Raw genomic sequence first — 25,982 nt, forward strand, 5'->3', positions numbered from 1 at the left:
TTTTTGTTGTGCTGCCTTAGCACCTTACTTCACCCGCATCCCCGGCTTCGCGCCGTTGTGCGGCTCGAGAATATACAAGCCCGGTTCGGCTTTCTCATCAGCGGCAGACGCGGCCAGCACCATCCCTTCAGACAGTCCGAACTTCATCTTGCGCGGCGCAAGATTCACGACCATCACCGTCAGCTTGCCGATCAAATCCTGCGGCTGATAAGCCGACTTGATGCCGGAAAACACGTTGCGCGTCTTCTCCTCGCCGACATCGAGCGTCAGTTGCAGCAGCTTGTCCGATCCTTCGACCGCCTTGCAATCGACGATCTTCGCGATCCGCAGATCGACCTTGGCGAAGTCGTCGATGGAAATGGTGCCTTCGGCTTCCGGTTCCTTCGTCTTCGCGACCTTGGCGGGTTTGGTGGTTGCAGCGGTAGCCGCTGACGCCGCCGCCGCGCCTTCCTGCCCCGGCTGCAGTGACTCGCGATTCGCCGCCAGCAACGCCTCGATCTGCTTCGGATCGACGCGCGTGGTCAGGTGCTTGTAGGCGTTGATCGGCTGCTGTGAACTCAGCGGCTGCGCGGCATCCGCCCAGACAAGCGGCGCGATGCCGAGGAACGCTTCGACCGATTCCGCGAGCTTCGGCAACACCGGCTTCAACGCCAGCGACAACAACCGGAACGCCTCCAGGCTCACGCTGCACGTCTCATGAAGCGCGACGGAATTCGCCGGGTCCTTCGCCTGGTCCCACGGCTTGGCGGCATCGACGTAATGATTGACCGCGTCGGCGAGTTCCATCGTCGTGCGCAGCGCCCGGCTGTATTCGCGCGATTCGTAAAGCGCCGCGACATGGTCAACCGCCGCGCGCAAGCGGTCGACGAGCGGATGGTTCATCGCGCTGTCCTGCACGCGGCCGTCGAAGCGCTTGATCAGGAAGCCCGCCGCGCGGCTCGCAATGTTCACGTACTTGCCGACCAGATCGCTGTTCACGCGGGCCTGGAAGTCTTCGAGGTTGAGGTCGATGTCTTCCATCGTGTTGTTCAGCTTCGCCGCGAAGTAGTAGCGCAGCCACTCCGGATTGATGCCGGTGTCGATCACGCTCTGCGCCGTGATGAACGTGCCCCGCGACTTCGACATCTTCGCGCCGTCGACTGTAAGAAAGCCGTGGGCGAACACGTTGGTCGGCGTGCGATGGCCGGAAAACTGCAGCATCGCGGGCCAGAACAGCGTGTGGAAATACAGGATGTCCTTGCCGATGAAGTGATACTGCTCGGCGGTCGAATCCGGCTTCACCCACGCGTCGAAATCGATGCCGCGCGCATCGGCAAGCTGCTTGAAACTCGCGTAATAGCCGACCGGCGCATCGACCCAGACGTAGAAGTATTTGCCCGGCGCGCCCGGAATCTCGAAGCCGAAGTAGGGCGCGTCGCGCGAGATGTCCCAGTCGGCGAGCTTGGCGTCGCCCTTGTCGCCGAGCCATTCGCGCATCTTGTTGGTCGCTTCCGGCTGGGCGAGGCCGCTCACCCAGCCGCGCAGGAAGTCTTCGCAGCGCGGGTCGGAGAGACGGAAGAAATAATGCGTCGAGATCTTCTTGATCGGCGTCGCGCCCGACACCACCGAGTACGGGTTGATGAGTTCGGTCGGCAGATAGGTCGAGCCGCAGACTTCGCAGTTGTCGCCGTATTGGTCTTTCGCGCCGCATTTCGGGCACTCGCCCTTGATGAAGCGGTCCGGCAGGAACATTTCCTTGACCGGGTCGTAGGCCTGTTCGATGTCGCGCGCGTCGATGAAGCCCGCTTCCTTGAGCGAGGCGTAGATCTTCTCGCACAGGACGCGATTTTCCTCGGCGTCGGTCGAATAGTAGTTGTCGAACGAGATGCCGAAGCTGTCGAAATCGCGCTTGTGTTCCTGCCAGACGCGGTCGATCAGGGCTTTCGGCGTGATGCCTTCCTTCTCGGCGCGCAGCATGACCGGCGTGCCGTGGGTGTCGTCGGCGCCGACGTAGTAGACCTCGTGACCGTGCATTCGCAGCGCCCGAACCCAGATATCCGTCTGAATGTATTCGACCATGTGGCCGATGTGAATCTGGCCGTTCGCGTAGGGAAGCGCGGACGTGACGAGAATCTGGCGACGGCCGGCGTGAGCCGGGGCCGCGGCGGATGCGGTGGCGGAGATCGGTGCTGACATAAAGGCGCGGGCCTGCGGGCTGGTTGGGGTGATTGCGTGAAAAGCGGAATCACGATTCTAGCAGGGGCGGGGGTTGGGGGCCGGCAGGCGGTTTGCGGCGCGGTCTCGGCTTTGACGACCGTGACTGCGGCGGGGCGTCACTATTTACAACAAATATGTTGCGTTTAATCATCGCTTGATACAACATAAATGTTGTATTTTTGCTCCTCCGACGAGGTCGAGGGAGCCACATGAAATACAGCGAGTTCAGAAAATGGCTCAAGAACCAGGGGCGCCGTGTTCACGCCAGCGAAGGGCAGCCACTTCCGGGTCACCCTCAACGGCAGGACGACGATCTTTCCTGACCACGGAAGCAGGGAAATCGGCAAGGGTCTGGTCGAGCAGATCAAGAAGCAACTCGGACTGAAATGAATGCGCGATGCCGGCGCGCGGATCGCGGTTCGTCGCGCGTTAAATCGAATTCGAGAATCGGAGAATTGAAACCATGTTGTCTTATCCCGTGAACCTGATGCCGGATTCCAACGGCACCTTGCTGGTGACGTTCCCGGACATTCCGGAGGCGGTGTCCGTCGGAGACGAGGAAGAGGAGGCGTTGCTCAACGCGCTCAATGCGCTCGAAAGCGCCATCGAAATCTACTTCGACGAAAAGCGCGAGGTTCCACCGCCATCGAAGCCGAAGAAGGGTCAGCGCGTCGTGAGGTTGCCGGCGCTGGTGGTGGCGAAGGTGTTGCTCGCCAACGAGATGGTCCGGCAGGGCGTGCGCAAGGCCGAACTCGCGCGGCGTCTGGATGTTCATATGCCGCAGGTGGATCGCTTGCTGAACCCCCGGCACTCCTCGAAGCTCGATGCGATCGAAGCCGCGTTCAACAAGCTTGGCAAGCGGCTGGAAGTGTCGATTGCCTGAGAGCGGGCGTTCGCTGAATTCCACTCGCCCAAAAAAAACCGGGGCTTTAAACGGCCCCGGAGCAACAACGACAAGAGGAGAATGGCGGGTGGCGGCATCGCCAGCCACCCACCGTAAAGACAGACAAACAACGCGCGGCCAAGTTTCAAATTTTTTTCGACCCGATGAACATGGCCTCGCGGCGCCCGCTTCGTTCGCCTTTTGTCCTTTCCGGCCAGCCGCCTTACTGCACCTGACCCGGCTGAGCCGTCGCGCGCAGGTAGATTTCCACGCGACGATTCTGCGCCCGGCCCGCTTCGGTCGAGTTGTCCGCGATCGGCTGGTTCTGGCCCATGCCCTGCGCCGACAGGCGCTGCGCCGCCACGCCGTGACCCGCCAGATACTGCGTGACGCTCTGCGCGCGGTTCTGCGACAGCGTCTGGTTGTAAGCCGGCTGACCCGTGTTATCCGTGTGGCCGACCACCGAGGCGATCAGTTCCGGATGCTGCGTGAGCGTCTGCGAGACCGAATCGAGCACCGGATCGAACGACGGCTTGATCGCGTAGCTGTTCGTGTCGAAGGAAATCGAATTCGGGATGTTCACCTTGAGCGAGCCGTCCTGCTGCTCGGTGACTTGCGTGCCCGTGCCCTTCGCGTCGCCCGAAATCTTGCCCTTGATGGCCTGCCAGTTGTAGCCCGTGATGCCGCCCACCGCCGCGCCGACGCCCGCGCCGATCGCCGCGCCCTTGCCGCCGCCGAAGATCGCGCCAAGACCCGCGCCCGTCGCCGCGCCGACGCCCGTGCCGACCGCCGTGTTGGTCCCCTGTTGCGAAGCGCAACCTGCGACGAGCGCGCCTGCTACGGCGAAAACCGAGATACGGGTCAACAATTTTGCGTTCATTTTCAATATTCTCCAATAATCAACAATCGATCCGGCGACACCGGCGCACGAGGCGCGAGGGGTCTTCCGGCGGTCACACGCCGCAGACACTACAATAAGGTTTTAGCATCCGCAAAGAGACCGGGCGATACGTCCCTGCAACCTTGCCGCGTCGGATAGTGCAATGCGAGCGTGTCATGCGCAACCGCACTTAACAATTCCTTTCATTTTTTCGCGGTGTCGCGTGTGGCCACGCCGCGCAAGCAACCACCGTTCCATGGAGTCTCGATGAGTATTGACCGCGCCCAGATCGACACCGCACTCGCTACGCTGATCGATCCGAACACCCATCGGAAGTTCGCGGACACCAAGAGTGTCCGCAACGTCGCGGTGCAAGGGGCGAAAGTCAGCGTGGGCATCGTGCTGGGCTATCCGGCGAAGTCGCAGTTCGGCGCGATCCGTGCGCTGGTCGCGGATGCGCTGCGGCAGGTCGGCGGCGTCGGCGAGGTCGAGGTCGAGGTCTCGTCGCAGGTGGTCGCGCACGCGGTCCAGCGCGGCGTGAAACTGCTGCCTAACGTCAAGAACATCATTGCGGTGGCATCGGGCAAGGGCGGCGTCGGCAAGAGCACGACGGCCGCGAACCTCGCGCTCGCGCTCGCGGCGGAAGGCGCATCGGTCGGCATGCTCGACGCCGACATCTACGGCCCGTCGCTGCCGATGATGCTCGGCATCACCGGTCGCCCGGAGTCCCCCGACAACCAGTCGATGAACCCGCTCGTCGGACACGGCATCCAGGCCAACTCGATCGGCTTCCTGATCGAGCAGGACAACCCGATGATCTGGCGCGGCCCGATGGTCACGTCCGCGCTCGAACAACTGCTGCGCCAGACCAACTGGAAGGACCTCGACTACCTCGTCGTCGACATGCCGCCCGGCACCGGCGACATCCAGCTCACGCTCTCGCAGAAGGTGCCGGTGACGGGCGCGGTGATCGTCACGACGCCGCAGGACATTGCGCTCCTCGACGCCAAGAAGGGGCTCAAGATGTTCGAGAAGGTCGGCATTCCGATTCTCGGCATCGTCGAGAACATGAGCACGCACGTCTGCTCGAACTGCGGCCACGAGGAGCACATCTTCGGCGCGGGCGGCGGCGAGCGCATGGCGAAGGAATATGGCGTCGAGATACTGGGCCAGTTGCCGCTCGACATCGCGATCCGCGAGCGCACCGACTCGGGCGCGCCGAGCGTGGTATCGGACCCGGACAGCCGGGTCGCGGAGATCTATCGCGCGATCGCGCGCAAGGTCGCGATCTCGATCGCCGAGCGCCAGCGCGACATGACCTCGAAGTTCCCGAGCATCGTCGTGCAGAACACCTGACAGGTCCCTCCAACGTGAGCCAAGCGCCGCGCGGCTCGCGGTATCATGTCGCCTTCGATTGGTGCGGCAGCGCGCATGCATTGGGCTTGCGCGGCCGCCAAGAGGATCGCATGAGACACGGATTCGACGGGTGGACGCTGTCCGCCTTGCTCGCGATGGCTGCAGGCACTCTGCTGCTGAGCGGCTGCGGCATCATTTTTCAGAATCACGAAAAGCGTGCCGACGCGACCCTGCTGCCCACGCCCGGCAATGCCTCGGGCGGGACCGTCACGCTCATCGAACGTGCGGACGGCGTGCAGGTCTCGTACAACCTCTCGGGCATGCCGCCCAACAGCGAACATGCGTTGCAGGTGCACGAGCGCGGCGACTGCATCGTCATCAATCAGCCGGACGCCGGACCGGTGTTCGCCCCGGCGGCGGAGCGCATGAAGTCCGGTTCGCGTCTCGAAGGCGACCTCGCCAATATCCGCGCCGACGCGAACGGCACCGCGACCGGCTTCATCGTGGCGCCGGATGTCTCGCTCGACGGCGTGCGCTCGGTGGTCGGGCGCGCGATCCTGCTCCATCGCGACGCCTCCGACGCTTACGCGATGGCCCCGCACAGCGCCGGTCCCGCGCTCGCGTGCGGCGTCATCCGGCAATAGCGCGACGACACGCGGGCTGTCACGTCATTCAAGTAAAATACGCGCTTTCGTTTGGCCGGCGCCGCCCGAAGCGCCTCCGGCCATGCCCGATCCAAGCACGGCCGGGGTTGCAGACCCGGGCCGCTCGCGGACGTGCCGCGACCCCGGGCCGCGACCCCGATGAGCCGACCCAAGTGAGTCCCTTATGAGCATCAAATCCGACAAGTGGATTCGGCGCATGGCCGAAGAGCACAAGATGATCGAGCCGTTCGTGCGCGACCAGGTGCGCGTGTCCGAGGACGGCCGCAAGATCGTCTCCTACGGCACGTCGAGCTACGGCTACGACATCCGCGTCGCCGACGAATTCAAGATCTTCACGAACATCAATTCGACCATCGTCGATCCGAAGAACTTCGACGAGAAATCGTTCGTCGACTTCAAGGGCGACGTCTGCATCATTCCGCCGAACTCGTTCGCGCTCGCCCGCACGGTCGAGTATTTCCGCATTCCGCGCTCGTGCCTGACCGTGTGTCTCGGCAAGTCGACCTATGCGCGCTGCGGGATCATCGTGAACGTGACGCCATTCGAGCCGGAATGGGAAGGTTACGTGACGCTCGAATTCTCGAATACGACACCTTTGCCTGCCAAAATCTACGCGAACGAGGGCGTGGCGCAGGTCCTGTTCTTCGAAAGCGACGAGGTCTGCGAGACGTCGTATGCGGATCGCGGCGGCAAGTATCAGGGGCAGCGCGGCGTGACGCTGCCGAAGACCTGACGCGCGCAAGGCAGTGAAGCCGCAGTGAAGCAACGCCAACCGCGACCGGTTGCCGAAAGACCGCTGGAACCAGGCATCGAACGCCCGGCCAGCGGTCGTTCCATTTGGAGATTCGCCCCATGAAGTTCCGTTTCCCCGTCGTCATCATCGACGAAGACTTTCGCTCCGAGAACATCTCGGGTTCCGGCATCCGCGCGCTCGCCGAGGCGATCGAGCGCGAAGGCGCCGAAGTGCTCGGCCTGACGAGTTACGGCGACCTGACTTCGTTCGCGCAGCAGTCGAGCCGCGCGTCGTGCTTCATCCTCTCGATCGACGACGATGAACTGCTGCCGTATGCCGAGAACGTCGTGGTCGCCGACGGCGATACGCCGGAACTCGCGGCGGCGATCGTCGCGCTGCGCGCCTTCGTCACGGCGGTGCGCCGCCGCAACGCCGACATCCCGATCTTCCTCTACGGCGAGACGCGCACCTCGCGCCATCTTCCGAACGACATCCTGCGCGAACTGCACGGCTTCATCCACATGTTCGAGGACACGCCGGAGTTCGTCGCGCGCCACATCATCCGCGAGGCGAAGGTCTATCTCGATTCGCTCGCGCCGCCGTTCTTCAAGGAACTCGTGCAGTACGCCGAGGAAGGCTCGTACTCGTGGCACTGTCCGGGGCACTCGGGCGGCGTCGCGTTCCTGAAAAACCCGCTCGGGCAGATGTTCCACCAGTTCTTCGGCGAGAACATGCTGCGCGCGGACGTCTGCAATGCCGTCGACGAACTCGGCCAGTTGCTCGACCACACCGGGCCGGTCGCGGCCTCCGAACGCAACGCGGCGCGCATCTTCAGCGCGGACCATCTGTTCTTCGTGACCAACGGCACGTCGACGTCGAACAAGATCGTGTGGCACGCGACGGTGGCACCGGGCGACGTCGTGCTGGTCGACCGCAACTGCCACAAGTCGATCCTGCACGCGATCACGATGACCGGCGCGATCCCCGTGTTCCTCACGCCGACGCGCAATCACTTCGGCCTGATCGGCCCGATTCCGCGCGACGAGTTCAAGCCGGAAAACATTCGCAAGAAGATCGAGGCGAATCCGTTCGCGCGCGAGGCGCTGGCGAAGAACCCGAACCTGAAGCCGCGCATCCTGACGATCACGCAGAGCACGTACGACGGCGTGGTCTACAACGTCGAGATGATCAAGGACCTGCTCGGCGATCTGCTCGACACGCTGCATTTCGACGAAGCGTGGCTGCCGCACGCCGAGTTCCACTCGTTCTATCAGGACATGCACGCGATCGGCGCGGGCCGTCCGCGCACCGGCGCGCTCGTGTTCGCGACGCACTCGACGCACAAGTTGCTCGCGGGTATCTCGCAGGCGTCGCAGATCGTCGTGCAGGACAGCGAGAACAGCACGTTCGACCGCCATCGCTTCAACGAGGCGTACCTGATGCACACGTCGACGAGCCCGCAGTACGCGATCATCGCGTCGTGCGACGTGGCCGCGGCGATGATGGAACCGCCGGGCGGCACGGCGCTGGTCGAGGAATCGATTGCGGAAGCGCTCGATTTCCGCCGCGCGATGCGCAAGGTCGATGCCGAATATGGCGAGGACTGGTTCTTCAAGGTCTGGGGCCCGGACGCGCTGGTCGAAGAAGGCATCGGCGACCGCGAGGAATGGATCCTGAAGCCGAACGACCGCTGGCATGGCTTCGGCCCGCTCGCGGAAGGCTTCAACATGCTCGACCCGATCAAGGCGACGATCATCACGCCGGGGCTCGACGTGGACGGCGAGTTCGGCGAGACCGGCATTCCGGCCGCGATCGTGACAAAGTATCTGGCGGAGCACGGCATCATCGTGGAGAAGACGGGGCTTTACTCGTTCTTCATCATGTTCACGATCGGCATCACGAAGGGCCGCTGGAACTCGATGGTCACCGAACTCCAGCAGTTCAAGGACGACTACGACAACAACCAGCCGCTCTGGCGCGTGCTGCCGGAATTCATCGCGCAGCATCCGTCGTATGAACGCATCGGCCTGCGCGACCTGTGCGAGCAGATTCACAGCGTCTACCGCGCGAACAATATCGCGCGGCTGACGACCGAGATGTATCTGTCGAGCATGGAGCCGGCGATGAAACCGTCCGAAGCGTTCGCGAAGCTCGCGCACCGCGAGATCGACCGGGTGCCGATCGACGAACTCGAAGGGCGCGTGACGAGCATCCTGCTCACGCCGTATCCGCCGGGCATTCCGCTCTTGATTCCGGGCGAGCGCTTCAACCGGACGATCGTCGATTATCTGCGCTTCGCGCGCGAGTTCAACGAGCGCTTCCCGGGCTTCCATACGGATATCCACGGGCTGGTGGGCGAGATGATCAACGGGCGCATCGAGTATTTTGTCGATTGCGTGCGGAGTTGAAAGTCCTGCTCCCATAGCAAAAAAATGCCGTTCAGTGCTTCACTGAACGGCATTTTTGCTTATAGGCGGGTTTCTTGAATGGCTGCTGGCGGAGCCTGCGGGTGTCAGGCGATCAGCGCTCGGACGTTCCCAGCGACGGCAAGCCGGCTTCGGTCTGGTGCTGAAGCTGCTCGACCTGCTGCTGCAACGCGCGCAGCTTGCGTTCGGCGGAAAGCTTGTCGCCTTGCAGTGCCACCGATTCCGCCTGCAGCAACTGCTGTCGCTGCGACACTTCGCTGTCCTGCGCCCGCGCGATCGAAAGATCGGCGGAGAGCCGCTTCGCGCGGTCGTCCGATACCGCGATCACGCGTTCGAGCAGCGCCTTCTGCGCCTGCAACTGCGTGCGGCGGATTTCGTTCGCAGCGAGATCGTAGCTCTTGCGCGCGAACTGGGCATAGACGGTGTCGGCGCGGGTGTCGTCCTGCGTTTTCACGACGCGCCAGAAGCGCTTTTCCTGGAACAGCGCGACGTAATACACCATCTCCTGCGGATAGAAAAAGAGCGTGGCGCCGTAGCTGGCGTTGTAGGTCGTGCGCAGTTCGGTCAACTGGCCGGTCTGCACCATCTGCCTAAGTTCCGCGACGTTGCCCTGCGCCTGCGACGCGGAGACGTCGTCGGAAGTGTCGTCGGCGTCGGTGGACGGGAACGCACCCGGCCCAGGCGACCCGGCCTTCGACGCAGCCGCGCCATGCGCCGGAAGCGGAGGAGCGAGCAGTTCGAGTGCGTGAGCGGCGGGCGCGAGCGCTCCGCACACGGCGAGGACGGCGGCAAGCGTCGCGTGCCGGAAATGGATGGTAGACGTCATGGTGGCCGGGCGCCGAAAGAGTTGAAGAGGCAAGTCGGAACGCGCTCGCTTGCCGGTGCCCGAGAGGCGATCACGGCAGGCGAGAGCGGGTTGCATCGAGGGGTGGATCACTTCGTGAAATCGCCGGGCGCGTCGGTCACGCGCCGCTTCGAGAGTTGCACGTTCGCGTTCGCCGCGTCCCCGGCACTTGTGTGGCTGCGCGAGGCGGAGCGCGCGAGGGAACTGTTGTCGTCGAGCGTCGGCGAATGCTGGAGCATGTTGTACATCTCGGCGACGCTCATCTGCGGACGGGCCGCTGGTCGAGCCACTGGCGCTTCCGTCTGACGCGCGGCGGACTGCGTCGGCCGGCGATACGCGCCTTGAGTGTTGGCATCGGCGTCGCGCACGGCGACGAGCCTGTCGTAGGCGGCGTTGCGCGCCGAAGTCGCCGCGCCGCGACGTTTACCACGTAGCTGCTCGATACCCGCGCGACGCGAGGTCCGCACCGCCTTCGTCGCCTTGCGCGAAGGCGCGGGATAAACCTCGTCGGCATTCGACTTCGAGCGCTGCGATACCACGCCGGTCCTGATGCTGCCGGTGCGCATGGCCTGCTGCGAATCCACCGGCGCCACGACGGCGCCGGCGGCGGCACGAACAGTCGCCTGAGTCGCTTTCGGAAGAACGCTCACCGGAGCCGGCGCGCCCTGCGCGACGCTGTTCGTCACCTTCGCGACCACCGGTTCGGTCGCCGCCGGATAGGCACGCGCAACCGCCTGCGCGGCGCTGGCTGGCACCACCGGCGTTGCGGCCTGCATCGGCCGGGTGCGTGTGCTTTCGTCGACCTTCGGGCTGTGTTCCGCGCCGAACATCAGCCAGGCCAGCAGGCCCACGCCCGCAAGCGCGATCGCGCCGCCCGCGAGCTTCCTGTTACCGGGGCGCTTCGCCGGCGGAATCGCGCTGCGTCGATGAGCATCCGCCGTGAACGGCTCGAACGCGGCGGGCGCCGGTGCGGCCGCCGCTGTCGCGAACGCTGCCGCGGCGGCTCGCGGCATGAAGGCTTCGAAATCCGTGCGGGAAAGCTTGTGCCAGAGATTGGCGGGCGCGTAGGGGAAAGTTGCTTCGCGGATCGACAGCGCGCTCACATAGGCCGTGAGCAATTTGGCCGCGTAGAACGGAACTTCGTATTCGGAGAATACGGGTCGTGCATGAGTCGATGCCCACTCGCGACCGAAAGTAACAGCCTGATTGGCCAGCGGATACAAGGTCGGCAGCAGTAGATGGCCTTGTACATCGATCATGGGAGCGGTCATGGGTCTTCTCTATTCCGAATTCGTGCGTCGGGGCCGCGTAGGTCGAGCGGCCTGCCCGTAAAGTCAACTGGCCAACCGCCAGACAACGGGCACCTGATGCAAAGCACCCGGACCAGCGACGAAAGCAACCCGCGATCATACGGAGCAAGGAAGTCGAAAACGATCAGAACCGTCCGAGTTCGCCTGCGGAAACGGGGACGCTTGACGACGAGCGGAAAAGAGGTGACGGAACCGGTGTTTCAGTCAGTCGAGTGCGAACGTATAGACCAGCGAAATCACGTCGATTCCACCCATCCGGTCGTTTTCGCGTGCGGCGAATCGCCAGCCGCGCGATTCGTAGAAGCCGATTGCGGGCCGGTTCGCTTCCAGCACCGACAAGTGCAACTGCCGCGCGCCGCGTTCTCGGGCCCACGCCTGGGCTGCGGCCAGCATCGCGCTGCCCGCGCCGGCGCCCCGGGAGCCCGGCAGCGCGTGCAGATTGTCGACGAGCGCGCTGCCGTTCGCGTCGGGATTCGCCAGGCAGACGAAGCCGATTGGCGCGGCGTCCAGTTCCGCGATCAGCACGAGGCCGTCGCCCGCGTCGATTTCGTCCATCCGCCGGGCCCAATGGGCCGCGCGCTCGCGGGGCACTTCGTCGTCGAGATAGGTGTCGGGAAGGATGCCGCGATACGCGGCCGCCCAGCTTTGCGCGTGCATCCGCGCGACGAGCGCCGCGTCGGCGGGCGTTGCTTTGCGCAGGCGCAAGGCGGGTATGTTTTGCATATGCTTTGAGGTTGACATCTGTAGGCTGCTGTTGGCGATTGTATCGACGAAATTAGACGATGTTCCGCCTCGCGGAAACCGCTCGCTCACTTAGCGTTGGATTTCAAAGACGGCCCGTTCCGACGCCCGATACGGCGAAGGAAGGACTGAAGCTGTCGGCGATTCTGATCGAGACGGTGCGCGTCGGGCTATCGAATCAAGACAAGACGGAGTGATCCGAAAACAAGAAAGACCCGTCGCTGTGAACCGCGCCCCAGTCGGACACCCATCGAACGCTCCGGCGCGCAGCTCACCGGAAACGAGCGGCATTTATCCGGTGCGCACCGCTGCAGCCACTTCTTCGATCACTTCCCGCCACCCACCGGGCTCGGGCTGGCGAAACAATCGCGCATTCGGATACCACGCGCTCGACGGCGCGTCGATGCCCCAGCGCCAGTCCGCGGCGTGCGGCAGCATCAGCCAGAGCGGCTTGCCGAGCGCGCCGGCCAGATGCGCCACCGACGTATCCACCGACACCACGCCATCCAGCCGGTCGACGATCGCGCCGGTATCGGCGAAATCGTCGAGGCGGCCGTCCAGCCGGTGAATCGACTTCGCGTGCGGGTGCGCGTCGAGTGCGGCGCGTTCGTCGCGGGTCAGGACCGGCTGCAGCGCGATCCAGTCGATGCCTTCCAGCGCGAAGAGCGGATCGAGCATGGCGAGCGGTATCGAACGCGTTTCGCCGGGCTGCAGGCGCCCCGACCACGCGATGCCGATCTTGCGCTTCGCCTGCCCGCCGATCGAGCCGCGCCACTTGCGCCGGTACGCAGCCGGAATCACCAGATACGGCGTTCGCGCGGGAATCGCGTCGAGCGTCGTCATGCCGAGGGCGAGCGGCAGGCTGAGAAGCGGACTGAACGCGTCGGCTTTCGTCGCGGAGTCGGCCGCGCTCGTTAGTTCGATGCGCGCCGCCTGTGCCGCGGGCGCCAGCAGCGGCAGCAGCGCCGGTTGCACTTGCAGCACCAGCCGCCCGGCGAGCTTCGCGGCGTAGGGCGCGAAGCGCATGAACTGCAGCGTATCGCCGAAACCCTGCTCCGCGCGCACGAGGAGCGTGCGGCCGGGCAGCGGCTCGCCGTTCCAGCGCGGCAGCGGCGGCGCGGGCGTGCTGCCGGGCGTGTCGAGGCGCGCTTCGTAGGCGGGCAGGCCGCGCGCGTATTCGCCGAGCGCCAGCAGGGCGAGCGCGCGGTTCAGGCGCGCGGCGGGTTCATCGGGAGCGAGGCGCAACGCCTGGTCGAACGCGCGGATCGCCGCCTGATGATTGCCGAGCGCGAGATGCGCGTTGCCCAGGCCGAGCCACGCGACGCCATATTTTGGATCGAGCCCGACCGCGCGCTCGAATTGCGGCAGCGCTTCTTTCTGGCGGCCGAGCGTCGCGAGCGCATGCCCGAGCCCGAAATGCGCCGGCGCGAATTGCGGCTGCATGCGGACCGTCTTTTCCAGGACCTCGACGGCTTCGGCCGGCCGGCCGGACGCGTCGAGCAGGTTGCCCAGATTGAAATGCGCGGCGACGTAGTTCGGCTCGGCGTCGATGGCGGCACGGAACTGCCCGATCGCGCCTTCGAGGTCGCCCAACGCATTGAGCGCCATGCCGAGATTGTTATGCGCGCCGGCATGCCGCGGACGGATCGCGAGCGCGCGGCGAAACGCCTTCGCGGCATCGTCGAAGCGGCGCAGCGCCGATAGCGCGTTGCCGAAGTTGTTCCACGTCGGGGCGTCGTTCGGCTGCAGGCGCAGGGCTTTTTCGAAGGCGTCGGCGGCGTCTTCGTGCCGGCCCGCCGCCGTGTACGCATTGCCGAGGTTGTATTGCGCAAGCGGAAAGCCCGGTTGCAGCGTGAGCGCATTGCGAAAGCGCTCGATGGCGTCGTCGATGCGCCCGAGCGCCTTCAGCGCGTTGCCGAGGTTCAGTTGCAGGCCGGCGTCGGTCGGACGCAGGTCTACCGCGCGACGCACGAGTTCAGCCGCTTCCGCGTGCTGCCCTTGCTGGTGGCGCAGCACGCCGAGCAGATGCAGGGCGTCGACGTGGCGAGGTTCGGCGGCGAGCGCGGCTTGATAGTCGCGTTCCGCTTCGGTCAGGCGGCCGTCACGATGGGCCGCGAAACCGCGGGCAAATACAGTGTCCATGACGGGAATCGAATGCAAACCCCGCATTTTCCCACACACTCGGCGCCCCTCGCCCGAATTGACAGCGGGCGTCCAAAGCATCTAACATATGAACAGGTATTCATATGTTATCGGATGGACACACCGTGGCCTCTCCCTTCAGCGCTTCCGACGAGCGCGTTGTCCCGCTCGCCGACCTCTTTCGCCTGCTCGGCGATCCGACGCGCTTGCGCATCGTGCTCGCGTGCGTCGACGAGAAGCGGGCGGTGGGCGCGATCGCGGAGACGCTCGGGCTTTCGGCGTCGCTCGTCAGCCACCACTTGCGCCTGTTGCGCGCGGCGCGGATCGTGCGCGCCGAGCGGCAAGGCAAGCAGGTTTTCTATCTCGCGGCCGACCGGCACATCAGCGCGATGCTCGGCGAGTTGCTCGAACACGTCGCCGAGCCGCAAACCGACTTCAGACCGGACAACGAGTCATGACCACGCATACGCCGCATTCCCATGAGCAAGGGCACGCCGACGCCCACGACCACGACCACTCGCACAGCCACGACCATGGTCACGGCGGCGGCCATCAGCATCATCACCATCACGCGCCGCAGGAAGGCCAGGGCCGCACGTTCGCGCTGGCGGTCGGGCTGAACATGTTGATCGTCATCGTGCAGGGCATCTACGGTTTCATCGCGCACTCGACCGCGCTCCTCGCCGACGCCGGCCACAATCTCTCCGACGTCCTGGGCCTGTTGCTCGCCTGGGCCGCCGTGTGGCTCGGCAAGCGCCAGCCGTCGCCGCGCTACACGTTCGGCCTCGGCAGTTCGTCGATTCTCGCGTCGCTCGCGAACGCCGCGCTGTTGCTTTTCGCCTGCGGCGCGATCGTGCTCGAGTCGATCCAGCGCCTCTTGAACCCGGCGCCGGTCGCGGGCCTCGACGTGTTCATCGTCGCGACGCTCGGGCTGGTGGTGAACGGCTTCTCGGCCTGGCTCTTCATGCGCGGCAGCAAGGACGACCTGAACGTGCGCGGCGCGTTCCTCCACATGGCCGCCGACGCCGCGATCTCCGCCGCCGTCGCGGTGAGTGGCCTCGTCATCCTGTTTTCCGGCTGGAGCTGGATCGATCCGCTGATGAGCCTCGTCGTCGTGTCGGTGATCGTGTACGGCACCTGGGGCCTCGGGCGCGACGCGATGCGCCTCGCGATGGCGGCCGTGCCGCCGAGCGTCGACATGCCGCGCATCGAGAAGTACCTGTCGGACATTCCGGGCGTCGACGATGTGCACGACCTGCACGTGTGGGCGCTGTCCACGACCGAGAACGCGATGACCGCGCACCTCGTGATGCGCGAGGGCCATCCGGGCGACGCGTTCGTCGATGGCATCGTGCGGACCTTGCGCGAGGACTACGCGATGCACCACGCGACGCTGCAGGTCGAGCTCGGCACGACGCATCACGCTTGTGCGCTGCACACGCGGAGCTGATTTCCGCGCGATTCGCTGCGCACGGCTCGGTACGACGAAACCGCGGACGAGCGGCGTACACTGGAGGACGTGACGTTTCAGGGAGGAGTGCATGTTCGCCCCAAAGCTGAATCCGCACGACAAGCTCGATGTGGCGCCGGTCCTGATCGTCGGTGCGGGACCGACGGGCCTTGCCGCCGCGATGAGTCTCGCGCGTGCGCACATTCCGGTTCGGCTCATCGACCGGGCGCGCGAGCCGTCTCCCTATTCGCGCGCGATCGGCATCCAGGCGCGCACGCTCGAACTCTTCGAACAGCACCGCATCGTCAAGCCGTTTCTCGAACGCGGCCATCGCGCGCGGGTCGCCAATCTCTATTCGAACGGCCAGCGGCTCGCGCGGCTCGACTTCGATCCGCTCCAGACGCGTTACCCCTATCTGCTCTTCCTCGACCAGTCCGAAACCGAACGGCTCCTCACCGAGCACCTGAAGACCTTCAATGTGTGGGTCGAGCGCGGGGTCGAGTTGTGCGATTTCTCGCAGGGCTCGGCGGGCGTGCAGGCGTCGCTGCGCCATCCGAACGGACGCGACGAAGTGCTGCGACCGTCTTACATGATCGCCGCCGACGGCGCGCACAGCATGGTGCGGCATCGGCTCGACATCGGTTTCACCGGCAAGACCTTCGAACAGACGTTCCTGCTCGCCGACCTGCAGGCCGACTCCGACTGGCCCGACGACGAGTTCCACATCTTCGCGTCGGGCACCGGCCTCGCCGCGCTGTTCCCGATGGGCGACTCGCGCGCACGGCTGATCGCGGACCTGCACACGCCGCCCGACTCCGACCACGGCCCGACGCTCGACGACTGCCGCGCGATCGTCGAGCAGCGCATCCATCATCGCGTGACGCTGTCGAGCATCGGCTGGTCGTCGTATTTCCGGCTGAATAGCCGGATGGTGGACCGGCTGCGCGTCGACCGCATCTTTCTCGCCGGCGACGCCGCGCACGTCCACAGCCCGGCCGGCGCGCAGGGCATGAACACGGGCATTCAGGAAGCACTCAATCTCGGCTGGAAGATCGCGCGGATGCTCTCCGGCGGCGCGTCCGACCGCCTGCTCGACACGTATCACGTCGAGCGTCATCCGATCGAGCGCGACGTGCTGCGGCAGTCGAGCATGCTCACGCAGATGGCCGGCGCCGACCACGGTCCGATGAAGCTGATCCGCGACCACGTGATGCCCGCGCTCTCCGCGATCGGCCCGCTGCGCGACGCGATGCGGCGCACGGTGAGCGAACTGTCGATTCAGTACCGGCGCAGTCCGCTCACGCTCGAACGCCTGCTCGACGGCGGCCCGCGCGCCGGCGAGCGCGCGCCGGATGCGCGGGTGCATGTCGTCGATGGTCCGCTCGGGCGCGCGCCGGGATTTTGCTGCCTGTACGACCTGCACGATCCGGGCTATTTCTCGCTGTTCCTGCTCCTTCTTCCCGAGGGCGCGGACGACGTCGCACTCGCGCCCGCGACCATCACGATCGCGCACGCATTGCGTGATCCGGACCTTAACGGACTCGCGGAGCAGGTGGAAAGAGTATTGCCCAACGCGGTGCGCGTATGGCGCATCACCGACATCATGCAGGGCGAGGGCGCGCAGTCGCTGACCGAGAACTACGGGCGCACGCGGCCGTCGTTCTACCTGATGCGCCCGGACGGCTACATCGCCGCGCGCGGGCGGGCCCCGTCGGACGTTCACGGCCTGCTGCGCCACTGCGAGACGTGGTTCAGCGCGAACGCGAGCGTCGCCGACGAAGAGCCGCCGGAGCACGAGTACCGGCAGGACTGAGCGCTGCTTGTGCCGCGCTTATGCCGCGCTCAGGCCGTGGCCGATGCCGGCGTCAGCTCCTTGCGATGCTCGATCAGGGCCTCGCGCACGATCGGCTCCATCGCCGCGCTGGCTTCGGGATTATCGAGCGAGTTGAGGATCGCGAGCCGCATGCGCGGCTCCCAGAAGCGGCGAATGTGATCGGCGATGCAGTCGGTCGCTTCGTGCTGGTCCGGCAGCGAATCGAAGAACTCGCCGATCCGGTTCGCCATGTCGATCAGGTTGTCCACGTCCATGTCTATTTCCCCGAGGTCGTGACGAGCGCATCCGCTTTCGCGTCGGTGCGCATTTCCAGCAATTCGAGCTGCTGCGTGTTGAAGCGCGAGTAGTCCTTCTGCCATTGCGACGGCTGTTCCACCGGCAGCACCTGCACCGCGGTCACCTTGTACTCGGGACAGTTGGTCGCCCAGTCGGAGGAGTCGGTGGTGATCACGTTCGCGCCGGATTCGGGGAAGTGGAACGTCGTATAGACGACGCCCGGCTGCATCCGCTCGGTGATCTTCGCGCGCAGCACGGTCTGGCCCGCGCGCGATTCGATGCCGACCCAGTCGTCCGTCCTGATGCCGCGATCCTCGGCGTCGTGCGGATGGATCTCGAGCCGGTCCTCCTCGTGCCAGCGCGAATTCTCCGTGCGGCGGGTCTGCGCGCCGACGTTGTACTGCGACAGGATGCGCCCGGTCGTCAGCAGCAGCGGGAACTTGCGCGTGACCTTCTCCGGCGTCGGCACGAACTTCGTGATGACGAAGCGCCCCTTGCCGCGCACGAATTCGCCGATGTGCATCGTCGGCGTGCCGTCGGGCGCGTGCTCGTTGCAGGGCCACTGGATGCTGCCGAGTTCGTCGAGGCGCTTGAACGATACGCCTTGGAAGGTCGGCGTGAGGCGCGCGATCTCATCCATGATCTGCGACGGATGCGTGTAGTTCATCTCGTAGCCGAGCGCGCGCGAGAGGAGGATCGTCGCTTCCCAGTCCGCGTAGCCGGCGAGCGGCGGCATCACCTTGCGCACGCGCGAGATGCGGCGCTCGGCGTTGGTGAACGTGCCGTCCTTTTCGAGGAAGGTCGAGCCCGGCAGCAGCACGTGCGCGTACTTCGCCGTCTCGTTCAGGAAGATGTCCTGTACGACGATGCATTCCATCGCCGACAGCGCGCCCGCGACGTGCTGCGTATTCGGATCGGACTGGACGATGTCCTCGCCCTGGCAATAGAGGCCCATGAACGTGCCGTGCGTCGCGGCATCGAACATGTTCGGGATGCGCAGGCCCGGCTCCGATTGCAGCTTCACGTCCCACGCTTCCTCGAAGAGGGCGCGCGTGGCGGCATCGCTGATGTGGCGGTAGCCCGGCAATTCATGCGGGAACGAGCCCATGTCGCACGAGCCCTGCACGTTGTTCTGGCCGCGCAGCGGATTCACGCCGACACCTTCGCGCCCCACGTTGCCCGTCGCCATCGCGAGGTTCGCGATGCCCATCACCATCGTCGAGCCTTGCGCGTGCTCGGTGACGCCCAAGCCGTAGAAGATCGCCGAGTTGCCCGGCCGCGCATAGATGCGCGCGGCTTCGCGGACCAGGTGCGCGGGGACGCCCGTGACCGGTTCCATCGCTTCGGGCGAGTTATCGGCGTGCGAGACGAAGTCGCGCCATTGCCCGAATGCGCGCGCCTCGCAGCGCTCGGCGACGAACGGCTCGTTCACCAGTCCTTCGGTCACGATCACGTGCGCGATTGCGTTGATCATCGCGACGTTGGTGCCGGGGCGCAGTGCGAGGTGATGCGAAGCCTTGATGTGCGGGTTGTCGACGATATCGATGCGGCGCGGATCGATCACGATCAGTTGCGCGCCTTCGCGGATGCGCTTCTTCATGCGCGAAGCGAAGACCGGATGGCCGTCGGTCGGATTCGCGCCGATCACGACGATCACGTCCGCCTTCTCCACCGACGCGAACGTCTGCGTGCCGGCCGATTCGCCGAGCGTGGTCTTGAGGCCGTAGCCCGTCGGCGAATGGCAGACGCGTGCGCAGGTATCGACGTTGTTGTTGCCGAACGCGGCGCGCACGAGCTTCTGCACGAGATAGGTTTCTTCATTCGTGCAACGCGACGACGTGATCCCGCCAATCGAATCGCGGCCGTACTTGGCCTGGATGCGGCGGAATTCGCTCGCCGCGTAGTTGATCGCTTCGTCCCACGACACTTCGCGCCACGGATCGGTGATCTTCGCGCGGATCATCGGCTTCTTGATGCGGTCCTTGTGGGTGGCGTAGCCCCACGCGAAACGGCCCTTCACGCACGCGTGGCCTTCGTTCGCCTGGCCGTTCTTGTTCGGCACCATGCGCACGACTTCGCTGCCCTTCATCTCTGCCTTGAGCGAACAGCCGACGCCGCAATACGCGCAGGTCGTCACGACCGAATGCTCGGGCTGGCCGAGCATGATGACGGTCTTTTCCTGCAAGGTCGCGGTCGGGCACGCGGCGACGCACGCGCCGCACGACACGCACTCCGATTCCATGAACGGCACGTTCTCGCTCGCGGCGACCCTCGATTCGAAGCCGCGCGCGGCGATCGTCAGCGCGAACGTGCCTTGCGTTTCCTCGCAGGCGCGCACGCAGCGATTGCAGACGATGCACTTCGACGGGTCATAGGTGAAGTACGGATTCGATTCGTCCTTCTTGTCCTTCAGGTGGTTCGCGCCTTCGTAGCCGTAACGCACTTCGCGCAGGCCGACGACGCCCGCCATGTCCTGCAGTTCGCAGTCGCCGTTGGCGGGGCAGGTGAGGCAGTCGAGCGGGTGATCGGAGATGTAGAGCTCCATCACGTTCTTGCGAAGCGACTGCAGGCGGTCGCTTTGCGTGCGCACTTTCATGCCCGCTTCGACGGGCGTCGTGCACGACGCCGGATAACCCTTCTTGCCTTCGATCTCGACGAGGCACAGGCGGCACGAGCCGAACGGTTCGAGCGAATCCGTCGCGCAGAGCTTCGGCACGTTGACGCCGGCTTCGATTGCCGCGCGCATCACCGAGGTTCCGGCCGGCACGGTGACCGATTCGCCGTCGATTTCGAGCGTCACGTCGATGTCGGCGTGGCGCAGCGGCGTGCCGTAGTCGGTGAAGTCGAAGGGATCGCGCCGCTGCACCGATGCCGCGCTCTTGCACGCGCAATTTCCGGAGCCGCAGCCGTTGTTCGTGTTGGACATGTTGTCTCTCTCCTGTCGACCAGAGTTGGCGCTTTAGCGCCTTACTCTGGTCCCATGCTTCGCGGTCGACCAGAGTTGGCGCTTTAGCGCCTTACTCTGGTCCCATGCTTCGCGGTCGACCAGAGTTGGCGGTTTAGCGCCTTACTCTGGTCCCATGCAATGTAATTGCCGCTTCCTTTAAGCCGCTTTTTGAGACGGCGCTTTGGCAAGGCCGAAGTCTTCAGGGAAATGCTCCAGCGCCGACAGCACCGGGAAGGGCGTCATCCCGCCCATCGCGCAAAGCGACCCGGACACCATCGTGTCGCACAAATCGCGCAGCAGCGTGACCTGTTTCGGCGACGTATCGCCCGCGCGGATCTTCGCGATCACTTCCACGCCGCGCGTCGAACCGATCCGGCACGGCGTGCACTTGCCGCACGATTCGAGCGCACAGAAGTGCATCGCGTACTGCGCGAGATCGGCGAGATTCGAGGTGTCGTCGTGGACCACGAGGCCCCCGTGGCCGACCACCGCGCCGACCGCCGCATACGCTTCGTAGTCGAGCGGGATGTCCCACTGGCTCTCCGGCAGATACGTGCCGAGCGGGCCGCCGACCTGGACCGCGCGCGCCGGCCGGCCGCTCGCCGTGCCGCCGCCGTAGTCGTAGATCAGCTCGCGCAGCGTCACGCCGAACGCGAGTTCGACGAGCCCGCCGTGCTTCACGTTGCCCGCCAGCTGGAACGGCAGCGTGCCGCGCGAGCGTCCCATGCCGAAGTCGCGATAGAACGACGCGCCCTTCGCGAAGATGATCGGCACGGTCGCGAGCGTGATGACGTTGTTGATGACGGTCGGCTTGCCGTACAGACCGACGAGCGCCGGCACCGGCGGCTTCGCGCGCACGATGCCGCGCTTGCCTTCGAGCGATTCGAGCAGCGCTGTTTCCTCGCCGCAGACGTACGCGCCGGCGCCTTTCGCCACTTCGAGTTCGAACGCGTGCGACGTGCCGAGCACGCTCTGGCCGAGCCAGCCGGCGTCGCGCGCCTTGTCGATCGCGCGGTTGAGCGTGGTGATCGAGTGCGGGTACTCGCTGCGCACGTAGATGTAACCCTTCGTCGCGCCGGTCACGACGCCCGCGATGATCATCCCTTCGATCAGCACGTAGGGGTCGCTTTCCATCACGAGGCGGTCGGAGAAGGTGCCGGAATCGCCTTCGTCCGCGTTGCAGACGATGTACTTCTGGTCCGCCAGCGCGCCGCGCACCGTGCGCCACTTGATGCCGGCGGGAAACGCCGCGCCGCCGCGTCCGCGCAGGCCGGATTCGATGAGCGCCTCGCAAGCGGCGTCGCCGTTCATGTCGAGCGCGCGGCGCAAGCCTTCGATGCCGCCGTTCGCGACGTAGTCGTCGATGGACAGCGGGTCGGTGATGCCGATCCGCGCGAACGTCAGCCGTTGCTGGTTCTTGAGGTAAGGCAGTTCATCGACGACGCCGACGTTTTTCTCATGCGCACCGCCGTCGATGAAACCGGCCTCGAACAGCGCGCCCAGGTCTTCGACCTCGACATTCGAATAGCCGATGCGGCCTTGCGCCGTTTCCACTTCGACAAGCGGTTCGAGCCACAAGAGGCCGCGCGAGCCATTGCGCACGATCTGGACTTCGACGCCGCGCTGAGCGGCCTCGTTCGCGATGGCGGCGGCGACCGCTTCTGCGCCGAGCGCGAGCGCCGATGAATCGCAGGGAACGTAGATGCGTGTCATGCCGTTTCCTCCGTGCCGGCGTTGGTGCGCGCCCGGGCGTCGGCGTACAGCCGGTCGAACTTCTGCGGCGTGACTTTCGCGTAAAGCTCGCCGTTGATCATCATCGATGGCGACAGCGCGCATTGACCGAGGCAGAACACCGATTCGAGCTCGGTCTCGGTGTGATGACCGTTGTCGAACTTGCAACCGGTATGGCCTTCCACATGCTGCGCGAGCGCTTCCGTGCCCATGCTCCGGCAGGCTTCAGCGCGGCACAACTGCACGGTGACGCGCGCGGGCGGCTCCGAGCGGAAGTGATGGTAGTAGGTGATGACGCCGTGAACCTCGGCGCGCGACAGCGACAGCGCCCGCGCGAGCGCCGGGACGACGGCGGGCGGCACATACCCGACTTCGTCCTGGATCGCATGCAGGATGACCATCAGCGTGGCGCCCTGGGTCGCGTGGCGGCGCACCAGTTCGTCGGGTGCGGGAACGGCTTGTTGCGGGTGAGTCATGGGGCTCCTCCAGCGCTCGGTATATGTTTATCGTGTGCATATTCAAGACTTATAATTCGTTGCACCGAGTCGATGAAGTGAACAATAGGCCCCGTGATATATCTTGGCAATAGGAACAAGGAGTGCATATGGTCGACGTGCAATGCCGTGCCGAACTCGTGCTGCGCGACGCCGATGGCCGGGAAACCAGTCTCAGCGCGGTTGTGCCGCTCCTGCTGCTGGTTTCGCAAACCGGCAGCATCGCGAACGCCGCGGCGGCTAAGGGTTTGTCCTATCGGCACGCGTGGGGTTTGTTGCGCGAAATCGAGGCGCGGCTCGGCGGCGCGCTGATCACCAAGTCGCGCGGACGCGGCTCCGTTTTGTCCGAACTCGGCGAGGCCGTGCTGCGCGCGCAGCGCATCTCCGGCGAGCGGCTCGTCGCGCCGCTCCAGTCGGTTGCGTCGGAAGTGGCGAGCGAGTTGAACCGCCGCCTTGCGCGCGATGCCGCTCATCTGCGCATCCACGCGTCGCATGGCTACGCGGTCGCCACGCTCGTGCGGGCGCTCGGCGCGAAGCACATTCCGATCGACATCAAATACCGCGAGAGCGCCGAAGCGGTGAGCGCGCTTGCGCGCGGCGAATGCGAACTGGCGGGTTTTCACCTGCCGATCGGCGAATTCCGTGCGACCTGCGCGCAGGTCTACCGGCAGTTGCTCGATCCGGACCGGTATCAGTTGATCCATCTGACGCGGCGCACACAGGGGCTCTTCTTGCCGAAGGGCAATCCGAAGGGCATCGAAGGATTGCGCGACCTCGCGCGGAGCGACGTGCGTTTCGTCAATCGCCAGCCGGGTTCCGGCACGCGCATGCTGCTCGATTTGTCGCTGAGAAAGATCGGCGTCGATCCGGACCAGATCAACGGTTACGCGACAACGGAACTCACGCACTCGGCGATTGCCGCGTTCGTCGCGAGCGGCATGGCCGATCTCGGCTTCGGCGTGCAGCCCGCAGCGCAGCATTTCGCGCTGGACTTCATTCCCGTCATCGACGAGGACTATTTTTTCGCCTGCGAGCGCGCGCGCCTGGAAGAAGGGCGACTCGGCCGGGTCATCGAGATCCTGAAGAGCGATGCGTTCAATGACAGCGTGGCGCATCTGGAAGGCTATGACCCGGCCCGCTGCGGCGAACTCGTCGGCGTGGAGAAGGGCTTGAGCGGCGCGTGAATTGCCCGGCCGGGACCGTCGACGCGAGGCGCCGGAAATGGACGGTAAAATTGGCATTCCCGCAGAAACTGCCATGCGTCCCAAATTACGTTAACCTAGCGGCTTGCCGTCTACGTCTGGAGCGCCGGTCACGCCGCGCCACATTGCCATGAAACTGTTTCTCACCGCTTCCACCTGCGCCGCGCTCATCGCCGGCGCGGTTTATCTCGCTCCCGTTGCCTTCGCTCAAAACTCGCCGGGCATTCCGGGCGGAATCCTGCAGGACCAGTTCCGCCTGAACGAACACCCGCAAATGCAGTTCGCCGCCTCGGCGCCCAGCGACAAATATCAGCAGGGCAAGTCGAAGGCGCGCCGTCGTGCTGACAACGGCGATTCGAGCGGCTGCAATCTGCAGTGCCCGAAAGACGCCGAGTAGAACTTCCAGCGCGGAATCGCGGTCCACGTCACCTCGATTCCGCCGTTTCACCCTCCCGACTCCACGCCCCGATCAAGCCGTCCAGCGCGCCGGCGAAGCCGCACGCATTGCGTCCGTTTCGTTCAACAAACGGTGCACATGGACCGAAAAACACTACGAGATGGCGGGCGTTTGGTATGACGGCTGGAGTACCTTAACAGGGCGTCGTTGAGCGTATTCGACGACATACTCATATAAAGCGACTCTTCCGTCATAAACAATAAAAGAAGCGCGTCGGTGCCCGGCATCCGCGAACCAGCGCGGCTCTCGGCGATTGGGACGACGGCGTCCCGCATCGTCGGCCGTGCCGCTGGGCGACGCTTCGGAATTGCCGAGGGACAGCATAAATGCGAATTCTCCAGGTCATACTGGCACCACGCCTGTCGGGGGCAGAAGTGCTCGCGAAGGGGGTCGCGATCGGGCACCAGCGGGGCGGACACAGTGTGTGCATCGCGTCCCTGATGCCGGAGCACAGCGACTTCGAACACATCAGCGCCGAGCTCCGGTCGCATGGTGTGACGTGCCTCTTTCCGAAGCGCAACTATCGCAAGCTGGGCAGGCTGCTGTTCCTCTTTCAGGCAATCCGCACGTTCAAGCCGGACATCATCTTCGCCCACGCGACCATTGCCGCGCTCTATGTGCGCGCGCTGCCGACGCGCGTGCCTATCGTCTGGGTCATGCACTCCGGCGCCAACGACTTCTCGAACAGCGCGCTGTTGCGTGCCGAACGCCTGTTGTCGGGCCGGGCGAAAGCGGTGATCGGCGTGTCGCAGAAGAATATCGACGAATACGTGAAGGAGATCGGCCTGCATCCGTCGATGATCGTGGTGCCGAACGGCGTGGACATCTCGCGCTTCACCGACGACGTGCCCGTGACGCCGGTCGCCTACAAGCAGATCGTGCAGGTCGGCCGCTACATTCCGGAGAAGAACCATTTGCAGACGGTCCACGCTTTCGCGCGCGTCGCGAAGGCCGATCCGGACGCGCGCTTGCTGCTGTGCGGCGTGATCGAGAACGTCGCGTATCACGCGGCGGTGGTCGCTCTCGTCGCGAAACTCGGGCTGCAGGAGCGCGTCGTGATCGAGGGGCCGCAGTCCAATGTCGCGCAGATCCTGCGGGCATCGGCGGCGTTCGCGATGCCGTCGAGCTTCGAGGCGCACAGCATCGGCTTTCTGGAGGCGCTGGCGTCGGGCATTCCGGTCGTGGCGAACGCGATTCAGTCGTTCGCTTTCGCGGGTAATTTCCCCGGCGTGCAACTGCTCGATACGAGCGATGCCGACGCGTACGGCCGCGCGCTGCTCGAATCGCTGTCGCAGCCGCGCGCGACGCGTCCGCTCACCGGGCTCACGCTGCAAAGCACCGCCGACCGATATCTCGCCATCGCGCGCGATGTGCTGAACTTGCGGGTGGGATTGAGTTGAAGCCCTGATGCCGCG

Annotated in this window: 22 protein-coding genes; 12 read left to right on the forward strand and 10 right to left on the reverse strand. The window is 65.1% G+C overall.

Translation table 11 applies throughout. The features are described 5' to 3' along the window. Positions 1-24: 24 nt before the first annotated feature. Positions 25-2,175 carry a methionine--tRNA ligase gene (metG, locus tag AWB68_RS08300; protein ID WP_087643875.1) on the reverse strand — a complete coding sequence of 717 codons (2,151 nt, stop codon included), beginning with the start codon at positions 2,173-2,175 and terminating at the stop codon, positions 25-27. 276 nt (positions 2,176-2,451) lie between these two features. Here metG and AWB68_RS08305 point away from each other — a divergent pair, with 276 nt between their 5' ends. Both AWB68_RS08305 and AWB68_RS08310 read left to right on the forward strand, forming a co-directional pair. Next, on the forward strand, positions 2,452-2,586 hold the full coding sequence (locus AWB68_RS08305) for a type II toxin-antitoxin system HicA family toxin (protein ID WP_235028256.1): 135 nt from the start codon (positions 2,452-2,454) through the stop codon (positions 2,584-2,586). Positions 2,587-2,659: 73 nt separating this feature from the next. Continuing rightward, complete coding sequence (locus AWB68_RS08310) at positions 2,660-3,079, forward strand: type II toxin-antitoxin system HicB family antitoxin (protein ID WP_087643876.1); 420 nt, start codon at positions 2,660-2,662, stop codon at positions 3,077-3,079. A gap of 223 nt (positions 3,080-3,302) precedes the next feature. On the opposite strand, the gene AWB68_RS08315 is transcribed toward AWB68_RS08310, so the two are convergent. Continuing rightward, the gene (locus AWB68_RS08315; protein ID WP_087643877.1) at positions 3,303-3,959 is read right to left on the reverse strand and encodes a YiaD family glycine zipper/OmpA-like lipoprotein; all 657 of its coding nucleotides are present in this window, start codon (positions 3,957-3,959) and stop codon (positions 3,303-3,305) included. A 267-nt stretch (positions 3,960-4,226) separates the two neighbouring features. Between AWB68_RS08315 and apbC the strand changes: the two genes are divergently transcribed. The 4 genes from apbC to AWB68_RS08335 all read left to right on the forward strand — a co-directional run bounded on the left by apbC (position 4,227) and on the right by AWB68_RS08335 (position 9,121). Further along, a complete protein-coding gene (gene apbC / locus AWB68_RS08320; protein WP_087643878.1) occupies positions 4,227-5,315 on the forward strand; it encodes an iron-sulfur cluster carrier protein ApbC in 1,089 nt (362 codons plus the stop codon). Positions 5,316-5,425: 110 nt separating this feature from the next. Then, positions 5,426-5,959, forward strand: coding sequence for a superoxide dismutase family protein (locus AWB68_RS08325; protein ID WP_087643949.1), 534 nt, complete (start codon positions 5,426-5,428; stop codon positions 5,957-5,959). A gap of 184 nt (positions 5,960-6,143) precedes the next feature. Continuing rightward, complete coding sequence (gene dcd, locus AWB68_RS08330; RefSeq protein ID WP_087643879.1) at positions 6,144-6,713, forward strand: dCTP deaminase; 570 nt, start codon at positions 6,144-6,146, stop codon at positions 6,711-6,713. Between the two features lie 119 nt (positions 6,714-6,832). Continuing rightward, positions 6,833-9,121 (forward strand): arginine/lysine/ornithine decarboxylase, encoded by a 2,289-nt coding sequence (locus AWB68_RS08335; protein WP_087643880.1) that lies wholly within the window; start codon positions 6,833-6,835, stop codon positions 9,119-9,121. Positions 9,122-9,233: 112 nt separating this feature from the next. Here AWB68_RS08335 and AWB68_RS08340 read toward each other — a convergent pair whose 3' ends face one another. The 4 genes from AWB68_RS08340 to AWB68_RS08355 all read right to left on the reverse strand — a co-directional run bounded on the left by AWB68_RS08340 (position 9,234) and on the right by AWB68_RS08355 (position 14,176). Next, complete coding sequence (locus AWB68_RS08340; protein WP_087643950.1) at positions 9,234-9,965, reverse strand: DUF2968 domain-containing protein; 732 nt, start codon at positions 9,963-9,965, stop codon at positions 9,234-9,236. 107 nt (positions 9,966-10,072) lie between these two features. Continuing rightward, positions 10,073-11,254: a hypothetical protein gene (locus AWB68_RS08345; protein WP_125482900.1), complete on the reverse strand. Its 1,182-nt coding sequence runs from the start codon at positions 11,252-11,254 to the stop codon at positions 10,073-10,075. A 243-nt stretch (positions 11,255-11,497) separates the two neighbouring features. Continuing rightward, positions 11,498-12,034: a GNAT family N-acetyltransferase gene (locus tag AWB68_RS08350; RefSeq protein ID WP_235028257.1), complete on the reverse strand. Its 537-nt coding sequence runs from the start codon at positions 12,032-12,034 to the stop codon at positions 11,498-11,500. Between the two features lie 291 nt (positions 12,035-12,325). Next, entirely contained in the window at positions 12,326-14,176 is a 1,851-nt protein-coding gene (locus AWB68_RS08355; protein WP_087643883.1) for a tetratricopeptide repeat protein, read from the reverse strand. A 125-nt stretch (positions 14,177-14,301) separates the two neighbouring features. Here AWB68_RS08355 and AWB68_RS08360 point away from each other — a divergent pair, with 125 nt between their 5' ends. The 3 genes from AWB68_RS08360 to AWB68_RS08370 all read left to right on the forward strand — a co-directional run bounded on the left by AWB68_RS08360 (position 14,302) and on the right by AWB68_RS08370 (position 17,439). Then, entirely contained in the window at positions 14,302-14,634 is a 333-nt protein-coding gene (locus AWB68_RS08360; RefSeq protein ID WP_087643951.1) for an ArsR/SmtB family transcription factor, read from the forward strand. After that, on the forward strand, positions 14,631-15,626 hold the full coding sequence (locus tag AWB68_RS08365; RefSeq protein WP_087643884.1) for a cation diffusion facilitator family transporter: 996 nt from the start codon (positions 14,631-14,633) through the stop codon (positions 15,624-15,626). The genes AWB68_RS08360 and AWB68_RS08365 overlap by 4 nt, the downstream gene beginning before the upstream one ends. A gap of 91 nt (positions 15,627-15,717) precedes the next feature. Next, complete coding sequence (locus AWB68_RS08370) at positions 15,718-17,439, forward strand: FAD-dependent monooxygenase (protein ID WP_087643885.1); 1,722 nt, start codon at positions 15,718-15,720, stop codon at positions 17,437-17,439. A gap of 29 nt (positions 17,440-17,468) precedes the next feature. Here the strand turns inward: AWB68_RS08370 and AWB68_RS08375 are convergent, their stop codons facing one another. The 4 genes from AWB68_RS08375 to AWB68_RS08390 all read right to left on the reverse strand — a co-directional run bounded on the left by AWB68_RS08375 (position 17,469) and on the right by AWB68_RS08390 (position 22,890). Then, entirely contained in the window at positions 17,469-17,714 is a 246-nt protein-coding gene (locus AWB68_RS08375) for a formate dehydrogenase subunit delta (protein WP_087643886.1), read from the reverse strand. 2 nt (positions 17,715-17,716) lie between these two features. Next, the gene (gene fdhF, locus AWB68_RS08380; RefSeq protein WP_087643887.1) at positions 17,717-20,662 is read right to left on the reverse strand and encodes a formate dehydrogenase subunit alpha; all 2,946 of its coding nucleotides are present in this window, start codon (positions 20,660-20,662) and stop codon (positions 17,717-17,719) included. A 177-nt stretch (positions 20,663-20,839) separates the two neighbouring features. After that, positions 20,840-22,396, reverse strand: a complete 1,557-nt coding sequence (locus tag AWB68_RS08385) for an NADH-ubiquinone oxidoreductase-F iron-sulfur binding region domain-containing protein (RefSeq protein WP_087643888.1) — start codon at positions 22,394-22,396, stop codon at positions 20,840-20,842. Next, positions 22,393-22,890: an NAD(P)H-dependent oxidoreductase subunit E gene (locus tag AWB68_RS08390; protein ID WP_087643889.1), complete on the reverse strand. Its 498-nt coding sequence runs from the start codon at positions 22,888-22,890 to the stop codon at positions 22,393-22,395. Before AWB68_RS08390 ends, AWB68_RS08385 begins: the two co-directional genes overlap by 4 nt. 128 nt (positions 22,891-23,018) lie before the next feature. Between AWB68_RS08390 and AWB68_RS08395 the strand changes: the two genes are divergently transcribed. The 3 genes from AWB68_RS08395 (at position 23,019) to AWB68_RS08405 (ending at position 25,967) form a co-directional block, all read left to right on the forward strand. Next, on the forward strand, positions 23,019-24,092 hold the full coding sequence (locus tag AWB68_RS08395; protein ID WP_087643890.1) for a substrate-binding domain-containing protein: 1,074 nt from the start codon (positions 23,019-23,021) through the stop codon (positions 24,090-24,092). A 148-nt stretch (positions 24,093-24,240) separates the two neighbouring features. After that, the gene (locus AWB68_RS08400; RefSeq protein ID WP_087643891.1) at positions 24,241-24,507 is read left to right on the forward strand and encodes a hypothetical protein; all 267 of its coding nucleotides are present in this window, start codon (positions 24,241-24,243) and stop codon (positions 24,505-24,507) included. A gap of 386 nt (positions 24,508-24,893) precedes the next feature. Further along, positions 24,894-25,967, forward strand: a complete 1,074-nt coding sequence (locus AWB68_RS08405) for a glycosyltransferase (RefSeq protein ID WP_087643892.1) — start codon at positions 24,894-24,896, stop codon at positions 25,965-25,967. Positions 25,968-25,982 lie beyond the last annotated feature (15 nt).

This window comes from Caballeronia choica, assembly GCF_001544535.1.
Lineage (GTDB): Bacteria > Pseudomonadota > Gammaproteobacteria > Burkholderiales > Burkholderiaceae > Caballeronia > Caballeronia choica.